The sequence below is a fragment of the uncultured Campylobacter sp. genome (assembly GCF_938045345.1).
In the GTDB taxonomy this organism is placed as follows: domain Bacteria; phylum Campylobacterota; class Campylobacteria; order Campylobacterales; family Campylobacteraceae; genus Campylobacter_B.
Window position 1 is genome coordinate 20,755 of the sequence record NZ_CALIMS010000019.1, and the last position, 17,370, is coordinate 38,124.

Annotated in this window: 14 protein-coding genes and 1 tRNA gene; 5 read left to right on the top strand and 10 right to left on the bottom strand. The window is 49.4% G+C overall.

Annotated features, from left to right (window positions below; genetic code table 11):
* Positions 1–118 precede the first annotated feature (118 nt).
* The 4 genes from Q0144_RS04640 to Q0144_RS04655 form a co-directional block, all read right to left on the bottom strand.
* On the bottom strand, positions 119–715 hold the full coding sequence (locus Q0144_RS04640; RefSeq protein ID WP_298062129.1) for a DJ-1/PfpI family protein: 597 nt from the start codon (positions 713–715) through the stop codon (positions 119–121).
* A gap of 217 nt (positions 716–932) precedes the next feature.
* Complete coding sequence (locus Q0144_RS04645) at positions 933–1,679, bottom strand: hypothetical protein (RefSeq protein WP_298062131.1); 747 nt, start codon at positions 1,677–1,679, stop codon at positions 933–935.
* Between the two features lie 35 nt (positions 1,680–1,714).
* Positions 1,715–2,353 (bottom strand): FAD-dependent thymidylate synthase, encoded by a 639-nt coding sequence (gene thyX, locus Q0144_RS04650; RefSeq protein WP_298062133.1) that lies wholly within the window; start codon positions 2,351–2,353, stop codon positions 1,715–1,717.
* Between the two features lie 125 nt (positions 2,354–2,478).
* A complete protein-coding gene (locus Q0144_RS04655; protein ID WP_298062135.1) occupies positions 2,479–3,105 on the bottom strand; it encodes a nitroreductase family protein in 627 nt (208 codons plus the stop codon).
* A gap of 121 nt (positions 3,106–3,226) precedes the next feature.
* Here Q0144_RS04655 and Q0144_RS04660 point away from each other — a divergent pair, with 121 nt between their 5' ends.
* Positions 3,227–4,576: a sodium-dependent transporter gene (locus Q0144_RS04660; protein ID WP_298062137.1), complete on the top strand. Its 1,350-nt coding sequence runs from the start codon at positions 3,227–3,229 to the stop codon at positions 4,574–4,576.
* A gap of 506 nt (positions 4,577–5,082) precedes the next feature.
* A complete protein-coding gene (locus tag Q0144_RS04665) occupies positions 5,083–6,426 on the top strand; it encodes a sodium-dependent transporter (protein ID WP_298062150.1) in 1,344 nt (447 codons plus the stop codon).
* Positions 6,427–7,482: 1,056 nt separating this feature from the next.
* Here Q0144_RS04665 and rho read toward each other — a convergent pair.
* From rho to gpmI, 6 genes are all read right to left on the bottom strand, one after another.
* Positions 7,483–8,829 carry a transcription termination factor Rho gene (rho, locus tag Q0144_RS04670; protein ID WP_005873347.1) on the bottom strand — a complete coding sequence of 449 codons (1,347 nt, stop codon included), beginning with the start codon at positions 8,827–8,829 and terminating at the stop codon, positions 7,483–7,485.
* A gap of 59 nt (positions 8,830–8,888) precedes the next feature.
* Positions 8,889–9,827, bottom strand: coding sequence for an acetyl-CoA carboxylase carboxyl transferase subunit alpha (accA, locus tag Q0144_RS04675; protein ID WP_298062152.1), 939 nt, complete (start codon positions 9,825–9,827; stop codon positions 8,889–8,891).
* Positions 9,827–11,044 carry a beta-ketoacyl-ACP synthase II gene (locus Q0144_RS04680; RefSeq protein ID WP_298062155.1) on the bottom strand — a complete coding sequence of 406 codons (1,218 nt, stop codon included), beginning with the start codon at positions 11,042–11,044 and terminating at the stop codon, positions 9,827–9,829. Before Q0144_RS04680 ends, accA begins: the two co-directional genes overlap by 1 nt.
* A gap of 18 nt (positions 11,045–11,062) precedes the next feature.
* Entirely contained in the window at positions 11,063–11,299 is a 237-nt protein-coding gene (acpP, locus tag Q0144_RS04685; RefSeq protein WP_005873350.1) for an acyl carrier protein, read from the bottom strand.
* Positions 11,300–11,367: 68 nt separating this feature from the next.
* The gene (gene fabG / locus Q0144_RS04690; protein ID WP_298062157.1) at positions 11,368–12,111 is read right to left on the bottom strand and encodes a 3-oxoacyl-ACP reductase FabG; all 744 of its coding nucleotides are present in this window, start codon (positions 12,109–12,111) and stop codon (positions 11,368–11,370) included.
* Positions 12,112–12,212: 101 nt separating this feature from the next.
* The gene (gene gpmI, locus Q0144_RS04695; protein WP_298062159.1) at positions 12,213–13,679 is read right to left on the bottom strand and encodes a 2,3-bisphosphoglycerate-independent phosphoglycerate mutase; all 1,467 of its coding nucleotides are present in this window, start codon (positions 13,677–13,679) and stop codon (positions 12,213–12,215) included.
* Positions 13,680–13,877: 198 nt separating this feature from the next.
* Here gpmI and mraY point away from each other — a divergent pair, with 198 nt between their 5' ends.
* The 3 genes from mraY to Q0144_RS04710 all read left to right on the top strand — a co-directional run bounded on the left by mraY (position 13,878) and on the right by Q0144_RS04710 (position 17,163).
* Positions 13,878–14,942, top strand: a complete 1,065-nt coding sequence (gene mraY, locus Q0144_RS04700; RefSeq protein ID WP_298054009.1) for a phospho-N-acetylmuramoyl-pentapeptide-transferase — start codon at positions 13,878–13,880, stop codon at positions 14,940–14,942.
* Positions 14,943–15,056: 114 nt separating this feature from the next.
* On the top strand, positions 15,057–16,535 hold the full coding sequence (gene murD / locus Q0144_RS04705) for a UDP-N-acetylmuramoyl-L-alanine--D-glutamate ligase (RefSeq protein ID WP_298062161.1): 1,479 nt from the start codon (positions 15,057–15,059) through the stop codon (positions 16,533–16,535).
* A gap of 552 nt (positions 16,536–17,087) precedes the next feature.
* Positions 17,088–17,163 (top strand) — tRNA-Phe (locus tag Q0144_RS04710).
* Positions 17,164–17,370: the final 207 nt, after the last annotated feature.

Consider the following 17,370-nt stretch of genomic DNA (forward strand, 5'->3'; position numbering starts at 1 on the left):
TTCATTCTGTCTTTGTGATCTCCTATTTCATCTCAAGTCCATCGTATCGATATTTATTCACTTAAAAACGCTGCGGTCTTAAAATTTTACTCCGCCGCTTCTTGTAACTTTTAAAATTTCATCGCACAGGCTTGCTTCTAAAGCCATAATAAGGATAATCCATCGCCGCAGCGGCAGCCTCTCGCGCCTGTACGCCTGCAAATTTTTCGATCACGCAAAGACCGAGTTCTATGGAGCTGCTCACGCCGCCTGCGGTGATGATCTCGCCTCCTTCGGGCAGGCTCTCGCGCACGAGCCGCTCGTGCACCACGTCCGCGCAGTAAGGCGCCAGCAGATCGTAGCAAAACGGGTGCGTGGTCGCGCGCCTACCTCGCAAAAACCCCGCCGCGCCCAGAAGCAGCGAACCGGTGCAAACGCTAAACTTATACTTCGCATCGCGCGCGGTCGCGAGCCACGAGATGAAGCCCGCATCGTCTTTAAGGCGTCGCGTTTCCATACCGCCGGGCACAAAAACCGCATCAAAGCCGCCTAGATCCGTCGTGATCTCGCCCGCATCGATCGTAAGGCCGCCGCTATCCGAAACCTGCCGCTCGCGCGAGCAAAACCTCATCTCAAGCTGCGGGCGGACGGCTTTGAGCCTTAGCATACAATCGTAAAATCCCACAAAATCGAGGTGCGTCTGTCCGCTAAACATCACAAGCGCTAGATTTTTCATGATCCGTCCTTTAAATTTATAGCTCGCCCAAGCTTTCGTTTTGCCGCCGCTGCAATTCTCGGCGCCGCAAGTCGTAAAATGCGCGGCGGCTAAATTTTGATACCGCAGGCCGCTGAAAACCCGCTCAAATAAATTTTAAATTTTACCCGCATTAAAAACTCGCAGAATTTTACCGCCCGCGAATGAAATTTCAAAAGCGGTTAAAATTTCGCGAGCTTTATTCCGCTTTACTCAGACCTGCAAAAGCCCGTAAGCCCGCATAATGCAGCCTTTTTGAAACATTTTCAAATTCCAAATCCCAAACCCCCTCGTCGTATTTCCATTCAAACGGCGTTTTGTAGTTTTCGTAAATTTTACGAGCCTGATTATTGACCTCTTTGGTGAGCTCCGTAATCTTCAAAACCTTGCCAGCCTCGCTCATCATCAAATGCCAGTTATCCAAATCGGCGGGGTTTTCGGTGTGGATAGATTTTTCGCGCGGAAGATAATACACAAAATCGCTTGTATCAAAAGGAAAGAGGGTATGGCACAGCGCAATGCCGTAAATATTTTGAGCAAATACGGTCGGAAGCTGCTCGTCCGAATAGCCGAAAGTCGAAACGTATAAAAAGCTGCGTAAAATGCTCGCTAAATTTCTACAAACGGGCGCGAAGGCGTATCTGCATGCCTGTTGCGTTAAGGCGCCGTTTCGAATAAAACTTATGGCGCTATCGATCTCTTTTCTTCTTGCTTGCACGTATTTTATCTTTTTAAATCGCCAAGCCTGCAAAAGCTGCAAAGAATTGTCGATAGCTCGCAGATGTTTGTCTCTTTTTTCACCCGCCGTGCCGCTTAGCTCCGCGATCCTCGCAGCGGCCTGCTTCCAAAACGGAATTAGGGTTTTTACCCATCCCAGGTAGCTCAGATAAAGTGCGTCCGGCTCCTCTTTTTCAAAAGCCGCTCTCATCTGCGTAAGTTTTATCATCGCAAGCCCCTTATATCAAAATTTTACTTCGCTCGCTACCCCTCGTCCTGCATCTTCTCTCCGCTCGCCATGCAGCTTTGGAATATAAATTTATGCTCCTGCGGCAGCGCTTCGTAAATTTTACCCGCAAGCTCGCGGATCTCCCAAAGTGCGGCTTTGCTAGAGCGCAGAGCGAGGAAGTTTTGCAAGCTGCGCGCGTTTATGCTCCAGCTAAGCTCGCTCTTGTAGCACTCGGGCAGGCAGTATTTGGCGATATCAAGGCTGATTGGAGTTTGTAAGATTACGCGCAGATTTTCAAGCGCCGCGATACTTGCGTTATCGACCGCTTCATTGCCCGTAAGCACGATGTATCGCGCGGCGTTTTCGAAGTCCCCTTGCGCGAAGCTATTCTCGCCGCGCAGCTCCTTTAGCGTGTAGCGAGTGGATTTTACGCTAAGGCTTGCTAGGCGGTGGCGCGCCAGCTCCTGAAGCAGCGCGCGAGAGATGCCGCTGATGTAGAAGTTGTAGTAGAGGTGCTCAAGCGTGCTTGAGTGCTTGAGCTGGTTGCCGACGCGATCTATTAGCGCTAGGTCTTTGGCGCCGCCGCGATCGCCGCGCTCAAAGCTCTGCCAGCAGGTGCGGATCGCGTTTGAGCAGACCCAAAGCGGAGTGAAATTTAGAAGTTTGACTTGCATGTTTATCCTTTGAAATTTTAAGCGCATTTTAACGCTATCGCACTTTTAAACCGATAAAATTTCGCAAAATGATGCTTTTAATAAACGAAACTCGCGCCTAGCTTTACAAGCAGAAGCGACCCATTTTATCTTTTTTCGCTGCCGCTGCGAGAGATTAAAATTTCATCCAGCCCGTAGCGCGTGTGCGGGTATTTGCTAGGCTCACCACGCCCCAAAACCACGACGATTGCAGGACGAAATTTCGCCTCTAAAGCGCAAAATTTTTCCAAAGCCGCGGCGTCAAAGCCGGTCATTATACACGAGCGTACGTCAAAGCCCTCGGCAATATTAGCGATATTTGCCGCTAAGATATAAAGCTGCTTGGTCGCGTAGTTCATCAGCGCTTCGTCGTCTAAGTCCGCAAATTTCGCGCGGAAATAATTCATCGCAGCTTCATATTTTTGCGGAGTATTTGCGCGGCGGCGGACGGTGCGCTCTAAATACGCTTCGCCCACGCGCAGATCGTTACGCGCGATTAAAATCACGGCGTGCGAGCACTCAGCTACTTGCGGCTGACTGTTACAGGCTACGGAAAGCTCTTTTAGCTCGCAAGGATCCGAGATTATCATCATCCTCCAAGGCTCTAATCCGCATGAGCTGGGACTTAAGCGCGCAAGATCAAGTATCTCGCGCACGAGCTCGCTATTTAGTTTATAGCTGCAAAATTTACGGCAGCTGTGGCGAGAGAGCATCACTTCTTTTATCGATTTCATTTTATCTCCTTTAAAATTCGCGGCATTATAGCGGGTTTGCCTAAATTCCACTCGGCTAGCTTGGCGAGTTAAGCTAGATTTTGCTAATATTGCCTTTTAAAATTCCGCTACAAGGCATAATATGAATGATAAATTTAGCAAAATCGGCTTCATTCTCGCAGTCGCAGGCAGTGCCGTGGGGCTCGGTAATGCGTGGAAATTCCCCACTTTAGTAGGCACCAACGGCGGCAGCGCATTTATCTTGCTATATCTTTTGCTGACGCTTTTGGTTAGCTTCGTGATTTTTTTAGCCGAGATCGTCATCGGCAGGCTAAGCGAAAGTGATCCGGTGCGCGCATTTGAAAAGCTCGCGCCCTCATACAAAGGCGCATGGAAATACGCGGGATTTTTTATGATTAGTGCGCTTTTGATCTATGCTTTTTACAGCGTCGTAATGGGCTGGATCCTAAAATACGTAGTCTCAAGCGCCTTGTATCTGCCAAAAAGCATAGATGAAAGCGGCGCAGCGTTTAAAGCGCTTTTAGGTAGTGATTTTTTAAGCGTAGCGGTGTGCTTTACCATAGCGTCGGCGTTTTGCTTTTTCATCGTATCTAAAGGTGTCAAAAGCGGCATCGAGCGACTTAATGTCTGGATGATGCCCGCGCTATTTATTTTGCTGGTTTTGATGCTAATTTACGCCGCGAGTTTCGATGGATTCGGACGTAGCGCAAAATTCTTGCTAGTGCCAGATTTTTCCAAGCTTAATAAGGATAGCGTTCTTTCGGCGCTAGGACTTGCGTTTTTTACGCTCTCGCTTGGCGTTACTACGATTATGACCTATGCTGCAAGCCTGCCTGCGCGCACCAATATCCTAACCTCAAGCATAAATATCGTCTGCATTAATGTCCTAATCGGCGTGATGATGGGACTTATCGTCTTTACTTTCATCTTTGAATTCGGCGGCGATCCCAAAGCGCAAGGTCCGGGGCTAGTGTTTGTCTCGCTGGTGGTACTTTTTTCAAAGCTCGGTGCGATCGGAAACATCCTAGCCTTTTTATTTTTCACCTCACTATTATTTGCGGCGATTACTTCTGCAATTTCGATGCTGGAGCCTGCGATTTATTATCTCGTAAACTCCCGCAAGCTAAGCCGCAAGCGCGCTTCGCTTTTAGTTTTTACCGTGACGTATGTTTTAGGGATATGCTGCATTTTGGGTTATTACGGGGGCACGAGCGAGTATTTTAGCCTAGGTGGCAAGAGCTTTTTTGACGTGCTTGATTACCTAACCTCGAATATCTTAATGCCTCTTAGCGGCATAATCGTGGCGATTTTCGTAGGATTCGTGATCAAAAAACGAGCCGTCGAAATTCTACTGCGCCCATATATGGGACGAATGGGCTTTAAGCTGTGGTATTTCGTGCTGCTGCGCTTCGTGGCGCCAGTCGCGATCGTAGTGATAGCGCTCAATCAGCTAAAAATTTTAAATTTTTAAATTTTGCAAAGCGGATGGATAGCATGGAAGTTAAAATTTGGCGCTGAAGCAGTCTAAAAGCGACGGGCAAAATTTCATAGCGAACTTGCCGCGATCCGTTAGCCTTGCAGCGATAGTTTAAAATTTTATGTTTAGATAGAGGAAGGTCAAAGTATGTAGCGACAATCAGCCTTCGGCGCGACCGCGGCAACCCACATGGCGATCGGTGCGCGTGGCAAAGGCGCCGTAGCGTAGCCGCACCGAATCGCGCCGCGGAATTTTAAAATTATAAACCGAGACGGTTGACGCGTAGCCGCCACGATAGTTTATGACGCGACCTACGCAATGTGCCGCAGAAGCGGCGCGTAAAATTTTGTGGTGACCCGCGCAAAATTGTGCTTGGAATTTTAAAATTTAGCGTCAAAGCAGCCCAAAAGTAGCGCGCCAAATTTCATGGCGAGTTTGCGTAGATAGTTTGGAATTTTAAAATTCCGCAGCTTTAAAATTTAAAAATCATCGGAGCGAAAATGAACGATAAATTTAGCAAAATCGGCTTCATACTTGCCGTCGCAGGCGGCGCGGTGGGGCTTGGCAACGCATGGAAATTCCCCACCCTCGTGGGCCAAAACGGCGGCAGCGCCTTCGTGCTTTTATACCTCGCGCTCACGCTGGGCGTGGGCTTTAGCATATTCCTAGCCGAGATGGCGCTAGGCAGGCTGAGCGGGAGGGATCTGCCGAGCGCTTACGAGACGCTTGCGCCGCGCGGCGGACGCAAATGGCGTGCAGGAGGTGTTTTCATCGCGGGCGGCATGCTGGTGCTGTCCTTTTACCTCGTCATCCTCGGCTGGGTGATCCGATACATATTTTTGGGCTTTTCTCCGCTGCCCGCAACCGCTGAGGAAGCGGGCGCCGTATTTGACGATCTCATCTCGCATTCGCTAGCCACGAGCCTCGGCTTTTACGCGCTTGCGCTCGTGCTGACGCTCTCCGTCGTCGCGCGCGGCATCAAAAGCGGTATCGAGCGGCTAAACGTCGTGATGATGCCGCTGCTTTTCGTGCTGCTACTTGCGATGCTTGTGTATGCGTGCACGATGCAGGGCTTCGGCGCGGCGGCGAAATTTCTTTTTTACCCAGACTTCGGCAAAATCACCGTTAGCTCCGTCCTATCCGCGCTCGGGCTCGCGCTCTTTACCCTATGCGTGGGCGTCGGCTGTATCGCAGCATACGCGGCATCGCTTAGCGAGGGGGTGCGGCTCGTGCGAAGCTCGGTAAACATCGTATTTATCAACATCGCGATCGGGCTGATGATGGGGCTCATCGTCTTTACCTTCATCTTCGAATTCCGCGCCGATCCCGCGCAGGGTGCGGGGCTTGTATTCGTTTCGCTCACTACGATGTTTGCAAAAATGGGGCTAGCGGGGCAGGTGCTTGAAGTCGCGTTTTTCGTCTCGCTCTTTTTTGCAGGGATCACGAGCGCGGTTTCTATGATCGAGCCTTTCGTCTTTTATCTCATCGGCAGATTTAAAATTTCGCGCCTGCGCGCAGTCTGCATCTCGGGGTGCGTCATAGCGGTGCTAGGCGCATGCTCGCTACTATCGATGTACGCGGATTATGCGAGCAGGTTTAAGCTTTTCGGCGCGAGCTTTTTTGACTGCTTGGACTTCGTAAGCTCAAACGTCATGCTGCCCCTCGGCGCGCTAACCTCGGCGATCTTCGTGGGCTTTGTTATGGATACGCAGCGCCTGCGCGGGCTTTTCGGCGCCGATATGGGCGAGCTGGGATTTAAAATTTGGTACTTTTCGCTGCGCTTCGTAGCGCCCGTCGCGATCGTGATCATAATGGCAAATCTACTGTTTTTCGGCGGGAAATAAAAGCGAGCGAAATAGATAGGAGCGAGCGAAATTTCGCGCGATAAATCGTGCGGCAGATTTGCGCGGCGAAGCGGCATGCTGGGATCGCGAGCTAATTTGCGACGTTTAGGCTCGGCTAAATCGTGTGCTGCGATCCGCGAAGCGCCCGAGCAAAAGGCTTTAACGCAATGAAATTTCATACGGTAATCATAATCATGCGCGGTAAAATTTAAGCGTAAATTTTGTGCCTCGTTTCATACCGAAAAGAGCCCAAACGCATCCCCAAATTTAAAATTTACGCATTAAAATTTCGCAATTCGCGCAAAAAAATCTAAAAGTATTAAAATTTAATCTGCTCGCTCGAATAAACGAGCGCCGAAATACACCTTGCGAATAAAATTTAGCAACCAAGGCAGAAAGCGATTTAATCGGTCCGAGCCGTTAAATTTTACTCAAAACGCCGTCCGTATGTCTCGGGTATGGCTAGCTTGCGCGGATCGACGCAGCAAAGTAGATAAAAAAGCAGTCTGGGCTTTAGCAAAACGTATCGATGGAAAATTAAAATTTTGTGTGTGGGCGGCGCAGAAATTTAATCGGCTCCTTAAATTTTGTGCGCAGATACGCTTAATCCATAGTGCGGTGCGATCGGCTGCGGCGTCCATTGTAAAGCGAAAAATCTAAGCGCGTTTTTCATACCAAACCAGCATAATTTATTTTTGGTGCAAGAGCATAGTCGCCCATTCCCCTACCGCGGCAGAGAGAAGTAATATAGCGAATTGAGTGAGTAGCGGAATAAATTTAAGCGGGCGTATTTTGCGCCGCAGTATCTAAAACACTCATCAAAGTATACGCTCTGCACACAACTCCTATCTGGCGCAGCAAAATATGATATGTACTTGTAAAAGGGCGTTAAAATTCTTAGGTCCGTAGCATGAAATTTAAACCGGCAAGCATGCGGCGTAAAATATCCGCCGCGGGGCGCGTAGCAAGGAGTCTGTTCAGAAGCGTCACGACAAGCTATGATACTCGTCGCCTGCAAATCTAAAACGAGCGGGCGAGCGGCAAATTTAATAAAATTTAGCCGTTCATTATCGATAGCAGTTCAGTATTGTCTTTGGTTTTTAGCATCTTGGCGTATAAAAATTTCAGCGCCTCGACGTCGTCCATCGTCGAGATCGCCGATCGCAGCGCCCAGATTTTTTGCAGATTTTCACTGCCTTGCAAAAGTTCCTCTTTGCGCGTGCCGGACTTGGTGATGTTGATCGCGGGGTAAATTCTACGATCCGATATGTTACGATCGAGAATGATCTCGCTGTTGCCCGTGCCCTTGAACTCCTCAAAGATCACGTCGTCCATACGCGAGCCGGTCTCGATGAGCGCAGTAGCGACGATAGTGAGCGAGCCGCCGTTTTCGATATTTCGCGCCGCACCGAAGAAGCGCTTCGGCTTGTGCAGGGCGTTTGCGTCCACGCCGCCGCTTAGCACTTTGCCGCTGCTAGGCGTGACGGTGTTGTAGGCGCGCGCAAGGCGAGTGATGCTATCGAGCAGGATGACGACGTCCTTGCCATTTTCGACGGCGCGTTTTGCCTTTTCGATGACGAGCTCGGCGACGCGGACGTGATTGAATGCTGGCTGATCGAAGGTCGAGCTAAACACCTCGCCGCGCACGCTGCGCTCCATATCGGTCACCTCCTCTGGGCGCTCGTCGACTAGCAGCACCAAAAGCTCGACCTCGGGGTGGTTGCGCGTAATGCCGTTGGCAAGCTCCTTCATAAGCTCCGTTTTACCGCTACGCGGAGGCGCCGTGATGAGCCCGCGCTGCCCCTTGCCGATCGGCGTAAAAAGATCGAGCACGCGACCGGTAAGGCGCATAGGATCGTATTCGAGCTTGAGCTTTTCGGTCGGGAAAAGCGGCGTGAGATTGTCAAATAGCGGGCGCTCTCTAGCCTCTTGGATCGATTTGTAATTGATCGCCTCGATCTTTAAGAGCGCGTAGTACTTCTCCTGATCCTTCGGCTCGCGCACCTGGCCCGTGACGATGTCGCCGACGCGCAGGGCGAATTTGCGGATCTGGCTGAGACTCACGTAGGCGTCGTTGGCGCTGTCGCTTAAATTTGAATCTATGCCGCGCAAAAAGCCGTAACCCTCGGCGGTAACCTCCAAAATCCCCGTAAAAAGTATAAAGCCGCCCTGCTTTGTCTGCATGCGTAAAATTTCAAAAACGAGCGCTTGGCGGCGGAATTCGCGCGGGTTTTCGACGCCGAGCTCGTCTGCTATGGCGATGAGATTTTCAAGATCCATCGAGCGGAGCTCCTCAATCTGGTAGCCCTCGACGGGAACGTGCGTTTTAGCGTAAGTTTTTCTGCCGTTTTGATTAGAATTTGAAACGGCGGTCTGAGCGGAATTTTGATTTGTATTTTCCATTTGTCCTCTTAGAGTGTGAAGTTATTAAATTTAGTTTTAAAAGTCGTGAAATTTAAAATTTAGTTCTCTTTATAAGCACCGAACCTTAAAATTTTTTGTTGTCTTCTGCTGATGAGCTCGTCTATGCTAAGATCGTCTAGCTTGTGCAGCTCGGTTAAGACGTAGTTTCCAAGCGCTTTTATCGCGCCGTCTTTATCCCTATGAGCGCCCGTTTTAGGCTCTTTGATCACATCATCGACCAAGCCCAGCTCTTTTAGCTCCTCGGCGGTGATCTTTAGCGCCTTCGTAGCGGCCTCGCTCTTGCTCGGATCGTTCCACAAAATCGCGGCACAGCCCTCGGGAGAGATGACCGAAAAGATTGAGTTTTGAAGCATCGCCAAACGATCGGCCACGCCGATAGCTAAAGCTCCGCCGCTACCGCCCTCGCCGATAACGACGGCGATCGTAGGAGTTTTAAGATCGCTAAGCTCATATAGATTTCGCGCGATAGCCTCGCTCTGACCGCGCTCCTCGGCACCAAGCCCCGGATATGCGCCCGGAGTGTCGATCAAAAACAAAATAGGAAGGTTAAATTTCTCGGCAAGTTTCGCTACGCGCAGAGCCTTGCGATAGCCCTCCGGATGCGGCATGCCGAAATTGCGCTTCAACTTATTTTTGGTGCCGCGGCCCTTCTGCTCGGCGATTACGGCGATTTTGCGGTTACCCATAATGCCCAAATAGCACACGATCGAAGGATCGTCCCTAAAGGCGCGGTCGCCGTGAAGCTCCCTAGCGTCTTGCAAAAGCGCACGAATATAATCGATCGCGTAAGGGCGATCCGGGTGGCGCGCAAGCTGAAGTCTTTGGTATTCGTTTAAATTCTTATAAACTTTAGAAATTTCTTTTTCGAGGTTCTTATTTAAAATTTCGGCCGCGTCCTCATCACCGCGAATTTTAGCGGCGGTGATGTCCTCGTCAATCTGCTTTATAGACTTTTCGAAGTCCAGATAGCTAGCCATTAATCTACTCTTTTGAAAATAAGCGATGCGTTCGTGCCGCCGAATCCGAAGTTATTGCTCATAACGCAATCGAGATTGGCCTTTCTAGCGACGTTTGGCACATAGTCCAAATCGCAATCTGGATCTTTTGAAATTTGATTTATCGTAGGCGGTATGATGCCGTTTTGCATCGCTAAAAGGCTGATCGCAGCCTCTACCGCTCCGGCAGCGCCCAAGCAGTGTCCCAGCTGGCCCTTGGTGGAGCTGACCGCAGGCACTTTGCCCTCGCCGAAAAGCTCTTTTAGCGCCGCAGTTTCATTTTTATCGTTTATTACTGTGGATGTTCCGTGAGCGTTGATATAATCAATCTTCGGGCGTCCCGCCATCTCGTAGGCTTTTTTCATAGCGCGTATCGGGCCGTCTAGGCTAGGCGAAGTGATATGATAAGCATCGCCGCTAGCGCCGAATCCTACGAGCTCGCCGTAAATTTTAGCGCCGCGCGCTTTTGCGTCCTCTAGCTCTTCTAAAACTAAAGCCGCCGCGCCTTCACCCATTACAAAGCCGTTTCGTTCCGCATCGAACGGACGTGAAGCATGCGCTGGATCGTCATTTCTAGCGCAAAGAGCCTTCATCGCGGCAAATCCGCCGATACCTACGGGACAAACCGCAGCCTCGGCACCCACTGCGAGCATCTTTTTCGCTTCGCCGATCATGATAACTCTCGCAGCGTCCATAATCGCGTGCGCGGAAGCCGCGCAAGCCGTAACGCTGGATAAATTGGGGCCTTTTAAGTTGTAATATATTGAAACAAAGCCGCCGAGCATATTTACTAAAGCAGAGGGGATAAAAAACGGAGAAATTCGCCTAGGGCCGCGCTGCAAGCAGGTATTGGCGTTTATCTCGATATTCGGCAAACCGCCTATACCGCTAGCGGAGCTAACGCCGAATTCGTCGCTATCGAAACCGCTAAATTTAGCGTCATCCATAGCTTCACCCGCAGCTTTAAGCCCGAGTTGGATAAATCTATCCATTTTTTTTATCTCTTTTCCATCCTCGATTATGCTCGAAGGATCGAAACCTTTTACTTCAGCTGCAATTTGAACCGGAAATTCGCTAGCGTCAAAGAGCGAAATTTTATCAACCCCGGTTTTTCCGTTACAGATATTTTCAAAACTGCTCTGTTTGTCAAGCCCGAGAGAGGTTATCATCCCGATGCCCGTTACTACGACTCGTTTCAAAACCGCTTCCTTAAAATTTTATTTCTTAGGCAAATTTTCTATATAATCTACTACGTCTTTAATGCTTACTAATTTTTCGGACTCGCTATCAGGGATCTCGATACCGAATTTCTCCTCTAAAGCCATTACTAGCTCAACTACGTCAAGAGAGTCCGCGCCCAAATCTTCGATAATTTTAGAGTCAAGTTTAACCTGATCCGGGCTAACGCTGAGTTGTTCTACAACTACGTCTCTTACATCTTCAAATACTGCCATTTTAGCACTCCTTTAAAAAAATACCGCGTAATTCTATAATATTTAACCTTAAATTCCGCTATTTAACGCTACATATAGAGCCCGCCGTTGATTTTAAGCGTCTCTCCCGTAATGTAGCCCGCGCCGTCGCTTAGCAAAAACGCAACTCCTTCGGCGACGTCGCTCGTGCTTCCCATGCGCTTAAGCGGGATGCTCGCTTCGTAGCTTGCTTTTACGTCGTCGCTTAGCGCGTCCGTCATATCGGTGGCGATGAAGCCTGGAGTTATGCAGTTGAAGCGGATGCCGCGCGCTGCGCCCTCCTTTGCGAAACTCTTATTCATTGCGATCATTCCACCCTTACTCGCGCTGTAATTGACCTGCCCGGCGTTTCCCATTTCACCGACGATCGATGCAATGTTTACGACCGCGCCGAAGCGCTTTTTGCTCATTAGCTTCAAAGCTTCACGGCAGCCAATGAAGGCGCTACTTAAATTTGCTTCGATTACGCCCATGAAGTCTTCCAGCTTCATCCTAAGCGCGAGCTTGTCGTTCGTGACGCCCGCGTTATTTACGAGATAGCTTAGTTCGCCGTCGCTTTGCGCGATCAAGCTTAGCGCCTCGCTAAATTCCGCCTCGTTCGTCGCGTCAAATTTTATCACGGCGCCCTCTCCGCCGTTTGCGCGGATCTCCTCTAGCAGCGCATCCGCAGGCTCTGGGCTTGAGCGATAATTGATCCACACCTTAAGCCCGTAAGATGCCAAAGTCCTTGCGATCTGCGCGCCGATACCGCGGCTCGCGCCGGTGATTAAAACGTTTTTTCCACTAAATTTCATACTTGTCCTTTTATTAAAATTTTAATTTCTAGCGTAAATTTATCCAAATTTACCTAAATTTTAGCAGTTTAAACCTGCTCGCGAGCTGCGCCGTTTAAATTTCAAAATAGCGCCTCATCCATCTCCGCGGGTTTCGGTAGCCCCATTAGCTTTAGCACGGTCGCTGCGACGTTGCTAAGCCCAAGTCCGCTTTTTAGTTCACGCACGCCGCGCCCCAGCACAAAGCAAAATACGTCAAAGGTCGTGTGGTTGGTTAAAATTTCGCCGTCAGCGTCTCGCATCGCCTCGCAGTTACCGTGATCGCTAATCTGCACGTAGGCGTAATCGTGCGCCTTCGCCGCGCTTAAAATTTTACCGATGCACTCATCCACCGCTTCGACCGCCTTTATCGCGGCATTGTAGTTGCCCGTATGGCCGACCATATCGCCGTTTGCGAAATTTACGACGATGAAATCGATCCCCGCTTCGATACCGCGGATCACCGCGTCGCACACCGCTGGCGCGCTCATCTGCGGCTGCTCGTCGTAGGTTTTTACTTTGGGGCTCGGGATCAGCACGCGAGTTTCGTTCGGCAGCGGCTCCTCGACGCCGCCGTTAAAGAAAAACGTCACGTGTGCGTATTTTTCGGTCTCGGCGGTGTGAAGTTGCGTAAGACCGGCTTCTGCGATCACTTCGCAAAGCGTATTTTTAAGCACAGGCTTCTCAAAAAGCAGAGGAAATTTAAAGCTCGCGTCGTATTCGCTCATCGTGATTAAATTTTGCACGACGAACTTTCGCTTGAATTCGCTAAAGCTCTCATCGCCCAAAGCCGCGCAAAGCTCCCTGGCGCGATCATTTCTAAAATTTATAAAAATCACTCCGTCATCCGCGCCGATACCGCTAAATCCGTTAAAGCTCGCAGGCTCGATAAATTCGTCGCTCACGCCGCGCTCGTAGCTTTGCAGCACGTACTGGCTAGGCGAAATTTCAAGCGGCGCCGCTTCGCCCATAAGCACGTCATAAGCGCGCTTTACGCGGTCAAAGCGCTTATCGCGATCCATCGCGTAAAAGCGCCCGCAAACGCTGCCGACTTTAAATTTAGCTTGTAGACGCTTTAAAAATTCCGCTCCGCTGCTCGGCGAAACGTCGCGCCCATCGGTGATAGCGTGCGCCCAGGTCTCGCAACCAGCATTCTGCGCTATCTCGCAAATCGCGTCGAAATGGCGCAGGTGCGAATGCACGCCGCCGTCGCTGTAAAGCCCTATGACGTGCACCCTGCGGCACTTTGAAAGCAGGCTTTGTAGCGCTTCGTTTTTCTCAAGCGAGCCCTCATCGATCGCGCGATCGATTTTGACTAGGTTTTGATACAGAATTCTGCCGCTTCCGATCGTCATGTGCCCTACTTCGCTGTTTCCCATCTGCCCCTGCGGTAAGCCCACGGCAAGCCCGGAAGTGTGCAGAAGCGTATTGGGCACGTTTTTAAAAAGATAATCATAGGCGGGCTTTAACGCGTTTGCAAACGCGTTAAATTTATCGCTCGCGTTAAAGCCGATGCCGTCGGTGATGAGTAAAATCGTCTTTTGCCCCATTTTGGCTCCTAAATTTCGTCTAAATTTCGCTGCGCTGGCCTTTTAAGGCAGGTCTGCGGCGCTGTTTTTACGAGCGGCATTATACTTTCTTTTGGCAAATGCGGCAAAATTTCATCCGCCCTAAAAGCTAAATTTTACCTCTTTTATACTAAAATGCGCGTTTTCATATAAAATTTCATAAAATTTAAAAGGTAAACTTTGTTTTATTATCTCTATCATCTTACGAATATAAATTTTTTCCAATACATCACCGCGCGCGCAGGGCTTGCGTTTTTTATAGCTTTTTGTTTTTCGGTCTGGGCTATGCCGCGGTTTATCCGCTGGGCGCAAGCCAGACACGCCGCGCAGCCCATCTACGAGCTCGCGCCGCAAAACCATCAGAAAAAGAGTAAAACCCCCACGATGGGAGGGCTCGTTTTCGTTACCGCCGCAGTACTCGCAAGCCTGCTGTGCGCCAAGCTAAACAACGTCTTCGTGCTCTGCGGACTGCTTTGTTTGGTGGGCTTTGGATACATAGGCTTTAAGGACGACATCTCTAAAATTTTAGGTCGCCAAAACCACGCAGGCCTTAGCGCGCGGGCTAAATTTGCACTGCAAAATTTCTTGGCTTTTCTGATCGGGGCTACGCTTTATGCTTTTAGCGATCTGGGCGGGGAATTTTTCGTACCGTTTTTCAAATACCCTCTGCTAAATTTATGGATCTTCGCGCCGCTGTTTTGGACGATCGTGATAAGCGCGAGCTCAAATGCGGTAAATTTAACCGACGGATTAGACGGATTAGCAACCATTCCGTCGGTGTTTTCGCTATGCAGCTTGGGCGTATTTGCCTATCTGTGCGGGCACGCGATCTACTCGCAATATCTCTTGCTACCGCGCGTCGCGGGCGCGGGCGAGGTCTGCATCATCGTCTCGGCGCTCATCGGCGCGCTGCTTGGGTTTTTGTGGTTCAACTGCTATCCCGCCGAAGTCTTTATGGGCGACAGCGGCAGCCTCAGCGTGGGCGCGTTTTTAGGATACTGCGCGGTTATCACGAAAAATGAAATTTTACTCATAATGATCGGCTTCGTCTTCGTCATCGAGACGCTCAGCGTGATCTTGCAAGTGGGCAGCTTTAAAATTTTCAAACGCAGAATTTTCCTGATGGCGCCGATACACCACCATTTTGAGCTTAAAGGCTGGGTCGAGAACAAAATCATCATCCGCTTTTGGATCATCGCGCTGATCGCAAATATCATAGCGCTGACGTCGCTGAAATTGAGATGAAATGCGAGCGCAAATTGAACCCGACTTCGAAACGGCGCGCGAAAGATACGGCGAGATGGCTGAGCTTAGCGCGGATGAGATAACTCAAATTTTATGGGGCAAAAGGGGAGAAAAATGAAAAAATCGCTATTTGGCTACGGACTTACGACCAGAGCGATCGCCGAACACTGCCAAAAAGACGGCTGCTGGGAGATCTACGACGATAAATTTGAAATTTCTTCGGGCGCGCCTAAGCTGGATGAGTTCGGCAATGCGCTTTTAAACCCGAGCGAGTTCGACCCCGCCGCAAGCGAGCTTGAAATCCCAAGCCCGGGCTTCCCGCCGCATCACGAGCTGGTGCGAAAGGCGCGGAATTTAATCAGCGAATACGATTATTTCGACGATTACAAAGGCCTTAAAATTTGGATCAGCGGCACGAACGGCAAGACCACGACGACGAAGATGATGCAGCACCTGCTCGAGCGATACGGCTCGCAAATGGGCGGTAACGTGGGCGTCCCGCTTGCAAAGCTTGATAAAAGCGCCAAAATTTGGGTGCTAGAGACGAGCTCATTTACGCTGCACTACACCAAGCAGGCGCGCCCCGACATCTACGTGCTGCTCGCGATCACGCCCGATCATCTCAGCTGGCACGGCGATTTTGCGGAGTATGAGCGCGCCAAACTCTCGCCGCTGCTAGCGATGCGCGAAGGCTCCGTGGCGCTGGTCCCGCGCACCTATGAAAGCTCTGCAGCCACGCAAAACAGCCTAGCTCGCGTGATCTGCTACGAAGACGAAGCGGATCTGGCGCAAAAATTCGGCATCGATCTGGGCGAGATAAAATTCCGCACCCCTTTTTTGATCGACGCGCTTTTGGCGCTGTGCGTGGAGAAAATTTTATTCGACAGATACGACGCCATGCGACTGAATGACTTTGTGATCGAGGGCAACAAGCTCGAAGAATTTACCGACGCGCGCGGAAGGGTCTGGGTCAATGACACGAAGGCCACCAACATCGATGCATGCGCGCAGGCGCTGAAGCGATACGCGGGACGCAAAATACATCTGATCCTCGGCGGCGACGATAAAGGCGTGGATCTGCACCCGCTTTTTGCGGAGTTTAAAAAATACGATCTGCAAATTTACGCGATCGGCTCAAATACCGATAAAATCATGTTTTTATGTGACGAATACGGACTTCCTTGCGTGCGCTGCGAAATTTTACAAACGGCGGTGAGCGAAATTTCGAAGCGGTACCGAGGCGCGGATTTTGAAAAAAGCGGCGCAAGCGAATTGAAAGTACAAAATTTAAGCGCGAATGGCAGATGCAACGGCGGCAAGGCGAAAGAAAACGCAAAGATCGGCGAAAATACGCCATATGAAGGCGGCGGCTCATCTGCTGCAAGCGACAACGCCTCTTTGACGAAACGCCGCGCAAACGACGGTGAAACTCGGAATTCGCAGAATTCTAAAAATTTCGAAAATTTTAAAAATTCCATGTATTCTGCAAGCGAAATAGCGCTGCTAAGCCCTGCATGTGCCAGTTTGGATCAATTTAAAAGCTACGCGCAACGCGGCGAGCTATTTAAAAAACAAGTCGCACAACTCGGATAGATAAGCATATCAAGTTTAGATGGATCAGGTCGAGCCTTTATTAATACAATTTGTAATCGTATTTTAAAATTTCAACGCTTCTGCTGCGCGAATATCTAAATAAATTCAATTCCGAAGCAAACATCCCTATGTCACACTATTAGCCCGAGCACGATGTTATAAAGATGCTTCGCCAAGTCAAAATTAAAATTTTGGTGCCAAATTTAACTAATCGCAGTCTGTTGTCCGTTATTGCATGTAAATTTTAAAGCAATGCTATTTTCTAGTGCGAATTTATCTACTTTGCATAGTCTAAAACCAAGTATACAATTTGCAGAATTGGCTAAATAATATAATTTTTATATCACTTTGCCTTTTAATTGTTAAGATCGATAGGCCGTTTTGATTATTGCAAATTACTGCATAAGCAATATTTTTATCACTAAAATTTAGAAAATTCCAACTGAGTAAATTTGGCTATTTTGGAGCGCAACGTGCAAAAATCTAGCGAAAATCGAGGATTTTAACCGAGATTTAAGTATTGCATGGCTAAAATTACTTTTCTTTTTCGGTGGTTGGATAGCTCAGTCGGTAGAGCAGCAGACTGAAAATCTGCGTGTCGGCAGTTCGATTCTGCCTCTAACCACCATTAAGTCTTTTCTTTTTACTTTCATTTAATTCCGGTATATAGGTGCTTATTTCATATTTCGATTACTTTTCTTTCTTTTTATTGTTTGTAATATAATTATTTCTGAAAAAATAAGGATCTTATTGTGGTCTTTTTAACCGCTACGCTCGCGTTACGCCATACGCTTTGTTGTAAAATACCCCCCCTGCCGCTTCTGCAAAATTGCCG